The sequence below is a fragment of the Kitasatospora sp. NPDC002543 genome (assembly GCF_053594915.1).
Window position 1 is genome coordinate 25,416 of record NZ_JBSFWR010000091.1, and the last position, 9,396, is coordinate 34,811.

At 75.4% G+C, this 9,396-nt stretch carries 10 protein-coding genes; 7 read left to right on the forward strand and 3 right to left on the reverse strand.

The genetic code is table 11. The annotated features are described in order from the left end of the window. The first annotated feature begins 23 nt into the window (after window positions 1–23). Window positions 24–986: a DUF1152 domain-containing protein gene (locus tag ACWD4P_RS29510; RefSeq protein ID WP_449781723.1), complete on the forward strand. Its 963-nt coding sequence runs from the start codon at window positions 24–26 to the stop codon at window positions 984–986. A 22-nt stretch (window positions 987–1,008) separates the two neighbouring features. Here ACWD4P_RS29510 and ACWD4P_RS29515 read toward each other — a convergent pair whose 3' ends face one another. Next, the gene (locus tag ACWD4P_RS29515; RefSeq protein WP_359825772.1) at window positions 1,009–1,575 is read right to left on the reverse strand and encodes a DUF1707 and FHA domain-containing protein; all 567 of its coding nucleotides are present in this window, start codon (window positions 1,573–1,575) and stop codon (window positions 1,009–1,011) included. 158 nt (window positions 1,576–1,733) lie between these two features. Continuing rightward, window positions 1,734–2,282 (reverse strand): DUF1697 domain-containing protein, encoded by a 549-nt coding sequence (locus ACWD4P_RS29520; protein ID WP_449781724.1) that lies wholly within the window; start codon window positions 2,280–2,282, stop codon window positions 1,734–1,736. Window positions 2,283–2,456: 174 nt separating this feature from the next. On the opposite strand from ACWD4P_RS29520, the gene ACWD4P_RS29525 reads away from it, so the two are divergent. Then, window positions 2,457–2,927 (forward strand): pyridoxamine 5'-phosphate oxidase family protein, encoded by a 471-nt coding sequence (locus tag ACWD4P_RS29525; RefSeq protein ID WP_449781725.1) that lies wholly within the window; start codon window positions 2,457–2,459, stop codon window positions 2,925–2,927. A gap of 25 nt (window positions 2,928–2,952) precedes the next feature. Here the strand turns inward: ACWD4P_RS29525 and ACWD4P_RS29530 are convergent, their stop codons facing one another. Then, on the reverse strand, window positions 2,953–3,309 hold the full coding sequence (locus ACWD4P_RS29530; protein ID WP_359825766.1) for an arsenate reductase family protein: 357 nt from the start codon (window positions 3,307–3,309) through the stop codon (window positions 2,953–2,955). Window positions 3,310–3,493: 184 nt separating this feature from the next. Here ACWD4P_RS29530 and ACWD4P_RS29535 point away from each other — a divergent pair, with 184 nt between their 5' ends. The 5 genes from ACWD4P_RS29535 (at window position 3,494) to ACWD4P_RS29555 (ending at window position 8,902) form a co-directional block, all read left to right on the forward strand. After that, complete coding sequence (locus ACWD4P_RS29535; RefSeq protein WP_449781726.1) at window positions 3,494–4,711, forward strand: cytochrome P450; 1,218 nt, start codon at window positions 3,494–3,496, stop codon at window positions 4,709–4,711. A gap of 168 nt (window positions 4,712–4,879) precedes the next feature. Next, window positions 4,880–5,977 carry a PP2C family protein-serine/threonine phosphatase gene (locus ACWD4P_RS29540; RefSeq protein ID WP_449781727.1) on the forward strand — a complete coding sequence of 366 codons (1,098 nt, stop codon included), beginning with the start codon at window positions 4,880–4,882 and terminating at the stop codon, window positions 5,975–5,977. Between the two features lie 195 nt (window positions 5,978–6,172). Then, window positions 6,173–7,603, forward strand: coding sequence for a diacylglycerol/lipid kinase family protein (locus ACWD4P_RS29545; RefSeq protein ID WP_449781728.1), 1,431 nt, complete (start codon window positions 6,173–6,175; stop codon window positions 7,601–7,603). After that, window positions 7,596–8,207 (forward strand): phosphatase PAP2 family protein, encoded by a 612-nt coding sequence (locus tag ACWD4P_RS29550; protein ID WP_449781729.1) that lies wholly within the window; start codon window positions 7,596–7,598, stop codon window positions 8,205–8,207. The genes ACWD4P_RS29545 and ACWD4P_RS29550 overlap by 8 nt, the downstream gene beginning before the upstream one ends. Then, a complete protein-coding gene (locus tag ACWD4P_RS29555; RefSeq protein ID WP_449781730.1) occupies window positions 8,204–8,902 on the forward strand; it encodes a DUF1345 domain-containing protein in 699 nt (232 codons plus the stop codon). The genes ACWD4P_RS29550 and ACWD4P_RS29555 overlap by 4 nt, the downstream gene beginning before the upstream one ends. Window positions 8,903–9,396: the final 494 nt, after the last annotated feature.

The following is a 9,396-nucleotide window of genomic DNA, read 5'->3' on the forward strand; positions in this document are numbered from 1 at the left end:
CGCCGTCCTGCTACCGTCCGCCGGTGACTTCTCTGCTGCAACCGCCGCTGATCACCCGGCTGCTGGCCGCCGAGCGGATCCTGATCGCCGGGGCCGGCGGCGGGTTCGACGTGTACGCCGGGCTGCCGATCGCCCTCGCCCTGCGGGCCGCCGGCAAGGAGGTGCACCTGGCCAACCTCTCCTTCACCCACCTCTACGGCCTGCCCCGCGAGGTCTGGGTGGAGCCCGAGGTGGCCCGGATCGGGCCGGACACCGCCGCCCCCGAGGGCTACTTCCCGGAGCGCACCCTGGCCCGCTGGCTGAACCTGCACGGGATGCCCGACACCGTGTGGGCCTTCCCGACGGTCGGCGTCCAGCCGCTGCGCGAGGCCTACCGGGCGCTGGTCCGCCGCCTGGGCGTGGACGCGGTCCTGCTGGTCGACGGCGGCACCGACATCCTGATGCGCGGGGACGAGGCCGGACTCGGCACCCCGGAGGAGGACATGTCGAGCCTGGCCGCGGTGGCCGGCCTGACCGAGGTGCCCGAGCGGCTGGTCGCCTGCCTCGGCTTCGGCATCGACGCCCACCACGGCGTCAACCACGCGCTGGTGCTGGAGAACCTCGCCGCGATCGACCGGGCCGGCGGCTACCTCGGCGCCTTCTCCGTCCCGCGCGACAGCCGGGAGGGGGCGCTCTACCTGGACGCCGTCGAGCACGCCCGGGCCGCCTTCCCGGAGCACCCCAGCATCGTCCACGGTTCGGTGGCGGCGGCGCTGCGCGGCGAGTTCGGCGACGTCCGCTTCACCGAGCGGACCAAGGGCGAGGAGCTCTTCGTCAATCCGCTGATGACGCTCTACTTCGGTGTCACCGTCGAGGCGCTGGCCGCCGAGAACCGCTACCTGGACCGGCTGGAGCGCACCGTGCTGACCCGCCAGGTAGCCACCGTCATCGCCGAGTTCCAGGACGAGCTGCTGCACCAGCGGCCGCCCCGGCAGTTCCCGCACTGACGGGCCCGCGGACCCCGCCGGATCAGAGCGCGGCGAGCCGGAACTCCAGGTTCCCGAACCGCACCTGGTCGCCCGGCCCGACCCGGACGCCGCCCGCTATCCGGCGCCCGTTCACATGGGTGCCGTTGGTCGAGCCGAGGTCGTACAGCACCCAGCCGCCCTGCTCGTGGCGCAGCTCGGCGTGGTGGCGGGACACCGAGGCGTCGTGCAGCCGCAGCCCCGAGCCGGGCAGCCGTCCGATCGTCAACTGCGCTGCCCCGGCCTGCGGCAGGCTCAGCCCCGGCAGTCGTTCGGTGCGCCAGGCCCGGCCCATCCGGCCGCCGAAGGCGGAGACCCGGCCGACCGTCCGCAGCACGAAGCGCTCGACCGGTCCGCCGGTCGGCAGTCCGGCCACCGCCGCGTCCAACTCGTCGCGGCTGGTGGCCCGCAGGACGATGTCCATCCGGCCGAGGAAGGTGTCGTGCGACAGCCGCCCGCTGCCCGCGCCGTCCCGCAGCACCCCGAGCGCCTGGTCCCGCTCGGCGTCGGAGGGCCGGACCGCGCCGGCCGGACCGGCCGGGCCGACCGGGAGCTCAGGAGGCGTCGTCATGGCCGCATTGTCGGCGCGGGCGGCTCCGGCTGTCCAGATCACGCCGTGCGCGGGCGCGGGATTCGTACGTCACGGCAGTCCAGACGCCCTTTTCGGGCGGGTGGTTCCGCTCGCTCCGGGCCCGCCGTACGAGCCGTCGCGGCCCGCCGTACGGGCCGTCAGGCCTTGCGGGCCGCGGCCAGGATCTTCTCCGTGGTGTGCAGGAAACGGGAGGTGACGGCGCCCCGGTAGGCCTTGCCGAACATCTCCTTGGTGACCCACTTGCCGTCCCTCAGGTGGATCACGAGGTACGCGGCCCCCGGGTCGGCGCCGAGCATCTCGACGTCGCCCTTCGGCGAGCGGTGGGGGAGGGCGAGCTCCTCGGGCAGCGGCTCGGAGAGGAAGGCGACGACCAGCCGGACGTCCGGCGTCACCTCGACGCCCCGGAACGGCTCGGCGGCGAGCATGCGGGCCACCTCGTCGACCGTCCGCAGCAGCACCGGCACCGGGTACCCGAGCGCCTCCTCCAGGTGCGCCTCGATCCGTGCGGTCAGCGCCGCGCGGTCCGGCTCGTCGGTGGTGAAGAAGACGTTGCCGCTCTGGATGTAGGACCGGACGTCCCCCAGCCCGAGCTCGGTGAAGAGCGCCCGCAGCCGCTCCATCCGCACCGTCCGGCCGCCGACGTTGATGGCCCGCAGGAAGGCGATGTACGTGGTCGTGGTGGTCACCCCGCCAGTGTGGCACCGGCCACCGACAGCGGCCCGGGGCTGCCGGCCCCGACGAGGCCCCCGGTCGGCGTTCCCGTCCCGGCGGCGCCGGCCCGATGTTCCCGCCCGGCGCTGCCGCCCGGGTGCTGCCCGGTCCGCACGGCGGCTGTCGGTGCCGGGTGCCAGACTGGCGCCATGGCTACCTGGCAGGACTTCGAGCACGAGGCCCCCGACCTGGCGCCCCTGGTCCGGGCCCGGTTCGAGGCGAACAAGCACCACGTCCTGGCGACGCTGCGCAAGGACGGATCGCCCCGGGTGAGCGGGACGGAGGTCGACTTCGTCGGCGCCGACCTGTGGATCGGGTCGATGTACGGCGCGGTCAAGGCGCGCGACCTCCAGCGCGACGCCCGCTTCGCCCTGCACGCGCACCCGGGGGACGAGACCATGGCCGGCGGTGACTCCAAGGTCTCCGGCCGGGCGGTGGAGGTCACCGACGAGACCGAACTCGCCGCCTTCGCCGGTGATCTGCCCGAGCCGCCGCCCGGCCCGTTCCACGCCTTCCGGCTGGAGCTCGACCAGGTGGTGCACACCGCGGTCGAGGGCGACCACCTGCTGGTGCTCAACTGGCACCCCGGCCGGCCGATGGAGCGGATCCAGGTCCACTGACCGGCCGACTGCGCCGCGAACTCCGTTACGGCAGAACGGACTTGAGGGCCTCGGGGGTGCGGGCCACCACGGCGTGCCCGTCGTCCGCGGTGATGATCGGGCGCTGGATCAGGATCGGGTGCTCGGCCATCGCCGCGATCCAGCGGTCCCGCTCACCCGCCTCCCGGGGCCAGTCCTTCATGCCCAGGTCCTTCGCGGCCTGCTCGTCGGTGCGGGTGATGTCCCACGGCTCCAGGCCCAGGCGCTCCAGCACCCGCACCAGCTCGGCCGCGGTCGGCGGCTCCTCCAGGTAGCGCCGCACGGTGTACTCGACCCCGGCGTCGTCCAGCTCGCCGAGCGCGGTCCGGCACTTGCCGCACCGCGGGTTGATCCAGATCTCCATGCCGGTCACCCTACCGAGCGGCCCCCGCCCGTCCGGCCCGCCCCGCCGGGCGATCCGGTCCGTACGGGAACTCCACTGCCCCCACCGGAGGTTGACCGATGGGGGAGCGCGGTGCGGGAAGCGCGACCAGGTGGACCGGTCGGGACGAGCGGCCGGGAACCGTGATCTCGGGAGGGGAGCCCCGATGGACGGCGCGGCGATCATCGAGCAGTTGATGAGCACGGAGGTCAGGACCGACCCGTACCCGTTGTACGCCAGGGCCCGCGAACTGGGCCCGGTCGTCCCGGCCGGCGAGGGCATGTTCGTGGCGAGCGGCTACGCGGCGGTCAACAAGGTGCTGCGCACGCCCGCCTTCGGCGTCGCGTCCGCCGAGATGATGGCCGGGCTGGATCCGGACCACGTGGCGCACGCCTCGCTCACCCTGTTCGGCCACTCGATCCTCCAGCGCAACGCGCCCGACCAGCCTCGGGTCCGCTCGCTGATCGCCTCGGTCTTCACCGCCCGCCGGGTCGCCGCGCTGCGTCCGGCCGTCGAGGCGGCGGTCCACCGTCTGCTGGACGGGATGGCCGAGCAGGGCGCCGACGGCTCGCCGGTGGACTTCATGGACGCCTTCGCCTTCCGGCTGCCCGTCGGGGTGATCTGCGAGCTGCTCGGCGTCCCCGAGCCGGACCGCTACCGCTTCCGCGCCCTCGCCTCCGACCTGACCGTCGCGCTGGAGATCGTCCAGGACCTGGACGATCTGGCCGCCGCCGACGAGGCCGCCGACGAGATCGCCCGCTACTTCACCGAACTGGCCGCCGAGCGCCTGGTCCGTCCCCAGGACGACCTGGTCACCGACCTGGCCCGGATCGCGGCGGCCGACGACGAGCGGCTCTCCGCCCAGGAGCTGCTGGCCAACCTGGTCCTGCTGCTGGTGGCCGGCTTCGAGACCACCACCAACCTGCTCGGCAACGGCCTGGCCCTGCTGTTCCGCCACCCCGAGGCGGCCGCCGGGCTGCGCAGCGGCGCGATCACCACGGCCGGGTTCACCGACGAGGTCCTGCGCTTCGACTCCCCGGTCCAGGCCACCGGGCGGGTCGCGCTGGACGAGGGCCTGGCCGTCGAGGGCCTGCCGATCCCGGTCGGCGCCGCGGTGACCCTGCTGATCGGCTCGGCCAACCACGACCCGGCCCGGTACGAGCGGCCCGAGGTGTTCGACCCGACCCGCACCGACAGCCAGCCGCTCAGCTTCGGCGGCGGCACCCACTTCTGCCTGGGCTCCCAGCTGGCCCGGCTGGAGGCCGAGGTCGCGGTGCCCGCGCTGCTGGACCGCTTCCCCCGGCTCGCCCCCGGCGGCGTCCCGACCCGGCGCGACCGCTTGGTGCTGCGCGGCTTCGAGACCCTGCCGGTGACCGTCCGCTGACACTCCGTCCCCGGGGTCGGCGACCGGCACCTCCGACCCCGGTGGCCGGGACGTTCGGCCGTTCGTGGCAGGGCCGCCGGTGGGGGAGCATGGAGGGACCAAACCGGCCATTCCGGACCGATCGCCCGGACCGATCACCCGGAACGGCCGCCTGCCAGGAGGTCCCCCGTGCCCACAGCACCCCGCCAGCCGCGCCCCGCGGCGTTGGAGCCCGAGGCGCCGCGGTGGGTGCCCTGGCTGCCGGTGCTCCTGCTGGTGCTGGACCTGGTCGCCGAGGCCGTCGTCCCGGACGCCGTCGCCGCCGGCTTCCTGCTGACCGCGCTGCCCGTGGTGGCCGCGTTCAGCTACGGACCGGCGCTCACCGCCGTCACCACGGCCGGCTCCCTGGGGCTCCAGCTCGTCCTGGCGCTGCGCGCGGGCCACGTCAACGAGCAGCACCACGTCTGGGTCTACATCGCCACCCTGCTCTCCGGCGTCATGGGCACCGCGCTGTCCTGGCAGCGCACCCGGCAGAACCGCAACCTGCTCCAGGCCCGTACGGTCGCCGAGACCCTGCAGCGCACCGTGCTGCGCCCGGTGCCCGAACGGGCCGGCGGGCTGCGGGTGGCCGGCCTCTACCGCCCGGCCCAGGCCGACGTGCTGGTCGGCGGGGACCTGTACGAGGTGTGCGACACCCGCTTCGGCGTGCGGGTGCTGCTCGGCGACGTCCGGGGCAAGGGCCTGGAAGCGGTCCGCACCGTCGCCGACGTCCTCGGCGCGTTCCGGGCGGCCGCGTACGACACCCCCGGGCTCGTCGAACTCGCCGACCAGCTGGACCGCGCGGTGCTGCGCGACGCCGCCGACCGGGGCGACGACGAGCTGTTCGTCACCGCCGTCCTGCTCCAGTACCGGCCCGGCTCGGACTGCGTGGAGATCGTCAACCGCGGCCACACCACCCCGCTGCTGCTCGGCGGCGGGGGCATATCCCCGGTGGCCTGCGCCGACGAGCTCCCGCTCGGCCTCGGCCACCTCGGCCCCGCCGAGGAACTCAGCAAGGCGGTCACCGTCGCGCTGCCCCGGGGACACACCGTCCTGCTCTACACCGACGGCGTCAGCGAGGCCCGCGACACCACCGGCGCCTTCTACCCGCTGGCCCCCCGCCTGGCCGCCCTCGGCAGCACCGCCCCCGACCGGGTGGTCTCCTTCCTGGCCCAGGACGTCCACCGGTACGCCGGCCTGCTCGCCGACGACCTCGCCGTCCTCGCCCTCACGCCGGACGTTCCGTAGCCGTCGTACCGCCTGCCAGCCGTCCGTCCGCCGTCCGTCCGCCTGCCGTACCGTCCGCCTGCCGTACCGCCCGCTCCCGCCCCGCCGCCCCGTCGCCCGGACGGCCCCGCCGGGATGCCCCCGGAGGCGGGAGTGCGCAGGCTGCTGGCAACGACCGGGCCCCGCCGGGGCCCGTAGTCGTGGCGCGGGGACGTCGTGGCGCTGGAGGACGAGATCGACGGGACACGGACGGCGGGCACCGACGCGGGCGGCGGCGCGCGGCTGCTCGCCCGCGGCGCCCTGCTGGCGGCGGCGGGGGCCCTGGGGATGCTGCTGTTCGCGCTGGGGGAGGGCGGGCTGCTGGTGGTCGGGGCGGGGCTGCTCGGGCTGGTCGTCTGGGCCGCCGGCGCCTGGTGGTTCCTGGCCTACCGGGGCGCGGTCCGGGTGTTCGGGCTGCTCGTCGGGATCGCGGCGCCGGTCGCGGTGCTGGTGCTCTTCGCCCACCACCGGCTGTGGCTGACGGCCCTGGTCCTCGTCGCGTGCTGGGGAGCCGCCCTCGCCCTCGCCCGCGCCGCGCTGCGCCGGGCCGCCCCGGAGCCGCCGATGCGGGCCTATCCCGCGCCCCGGCCGCGGCGGCCGGTCCTGTTCATGAACCCGAAGTCCGGCGGCGGGAAGGTCGGCCGCTACGGGCTGGTCGAGCGGGCGGAGGACCTCGGCGCCCGGGTGGTCCTGCTCGACCACTCCACCCGTGCCGATCTCGCCGCGCTGGCCCGTACGGCCGTGGCCGAGGGCGCGGACCTGCTCGGCGTGGCGGGCGGCGACGGCAGCCTGGCGGAGGTCGCGGCCGTCGCCGCCGAGAACGGCCTGCCGTTCCTGGTGGTCCCCGCCGGAACCCGCAACCACTTCGCCATGGACCTCGGTCTCGACCGCGCCGACCCGCCCAGCGCCCTGTCCGCCCTGACCGGCGGCGACGAACTGTTGGTCGACCTCGGCGAGGCCTCCGGCCGGGCCTTCGTCAACACCGTCTCCTTCGGGGTGTACGCCGACATCGTGCAGAGCCCCGAGTACCGGGAGGACAAGGTCGGAACGGTGCTGGCGCTGCTGCCCGAACTGCTGGTCGGCGAGGGCGCGCCGCGCGTCGACGCCCGGGCCGACGCCACCGTGCTCACCGGCGAGCAGGCGCTGCTGGTCAGCAACAACCCGTACGGCTCGACCGAGGGCCTCGGCATCGGCGACCGCCGCCCCCGGCTCGACGGCGGCGAACTCGGCGTGCTGGGCATCCGGGTCTCGGGCGTGGCCGAGGCCGCGGACGTGGTCCTGCGCGGCACCAGGTCCACCGGGCTGAGGGCGCTGACCGCGCGGCGGGTGGAGGTGACCGGGAGCGGGGACGAGACGGCGGTGGCGATCGACGGCGACGCGCTGCGGATGCCGGTCCCGGTGGTGTGCACGCTGCGCCCGCGGGCCCTGCGGGTCCTGGTCCCGCACGACCGGCCCGGTGTCTCCGCTCCCGCGCCGCCCGTGGACTGGCACCGCCTGGCCGACCTCGCCCTCGGCCGCGACGAGCGCGGCCCCGGCGGCTCCGGCCCGGCAGCCGAGGAGCCGCCCGCCGGCCAGGCGCCGACCGACGGAGGACCGACCCGTGACTGACCCGACCCCCGCCACCGCCCCGTCCTTCCCCACCGCCCCGTCCTTCCCCACCGCCGTACTCACCGACCTCCGGACGCTCGACGGAGCCGTCTACGGCGCCGTCGCCGCCACCCCCACCCCGGCCCTCGACTCCGCGCTGCGCCGGCTCTCCCGGGCCGCCGACCACTCGAAGATCTCGCTGACCGTCGCCGCGCTGCTCGCCCTGCGGCCGGGCCGCCCCCGGCAGGCGGCGGTGGCCGGGGCCGGCGCGGTGGCCCTGGCCTCCGTGACGGCGAACCTGGTCGGCAAACGGCTGGTCCGCCGCCCCCGGCCCGACCGGGAACAGGCCCGGGTGGTCGTCGGCCGGCAGGTACCGATGCCGGAGTCGGCCTCCTTCCCGTCCGGCCACACGGCCTCGGCGACGGCCTTCGCCACCGCCGTCGGCGTGCTGCTGCCGCCGCTGGCGGTACCGCTCGGGGCCCTGGCGCTCGCGGTCGGCTACTCCAGGGTCCACACCGGCGTGCACTACCCGGGCGACGTCACGGCCGGCGCCCTGATCGGCTTCGCGGCCGCGGTGGCCGCCCTGGCCGTCGTCCGCACCGCGCCGCCACCCCTCCCGGAATGAACGCCCCGCCCGCCGGCGGAGGAGCCGACCGCTGGCTGTCGGAGCGCCGCCGCGCGACGGCGAGCATCCTGATCGCGACGGGCACGGCGCTGCTGCTGTCCGTCCTGGACGACGGCTGGTGGCGGGTGTCGGGCGCGGACGTGGGCGTCCTGGTGCTGCTCGCCTACCTCCTCCCGTACCTCGCGATCACCTCGGTGGTCTTCTCCACCGCCTCCGGCGAGCGGGTGCGCGCCTGGGCCCGGCGCACCGAACGCGGCACGATGCTCCAGTGCTACGTCCTCGGGTCGGCCCCCGGGCCGGGCGTCTCGATCGCCATCGCGGCCGCCGCCCTGCTGGTCGCGATGGTCTGGCGCCCCGGCCACCTGGGCTCCGACCTCGCCCCGGTACCCCGCGCCCTGATCGCCCTCGCCCTGGTCGTGCTCGCCTGGGCCTGCGTCGCGGTCTCCTTCGCGGTCGCCTTCCAGGCAGACAACCTGGTGGAGGACGAACGGGCCCTGGAGTTCCCCGGCGGCCGCCCCCCGACCTGGCTCGACTACCTCTACTTCGCCCTCTCCCTGATGACCACCTTCGGCACCACCGACGTCCTCGTGCTCTCCCGGGAGATGCGCCGCACGGTCGCGGCCAACTCCGTCATCGCCTTCGTCTTCAACACCGTCACCGTCGCGAGCCTGGTCTCCGCCCTCAACTCCCTCTGAAACCCGGCCTCTTGGAGCTCTCGCCACCCGGCAGGGGCCGGTGCCGCCCGGTACCGGCCCCTGCCGGGTTCTGGGAGGACCGCCCCTGCTGCTTCGGGGCCTTGCGGCAGGCGTCGGCCGCGACGACGGCGGGGACGTAGTCGTCCCGCATGAGGTGGGTAGCAGTCCTTGAACGCGGACTCGCCGCCGTCCGCGGCGGTCTTGCGGGCGTCCTCCACGAGCTCCTTGGTGGCGTTCTGGGTCTTGTTCATCACATGGGATAGCGCCGGTGCGGCACATCCCGCCCGCGCACGGGCAGCTGCCCCACACCGGCGCCGACGGCAGTAGCCGGGCACGACCGGCCCGCCGAGTGAAGGCCGCCACGTGACGACCATCGCGTGAAGGCCGTCGCGCGCAGAAGAGGAGGGGCACCCGCGACGGCGGGTCGGTGCCGACGGCCGCCCCGTCGAACCCCGACCGGCTGCTCGGTCTGGCCGCCGAGCCGGAGGAGGTCC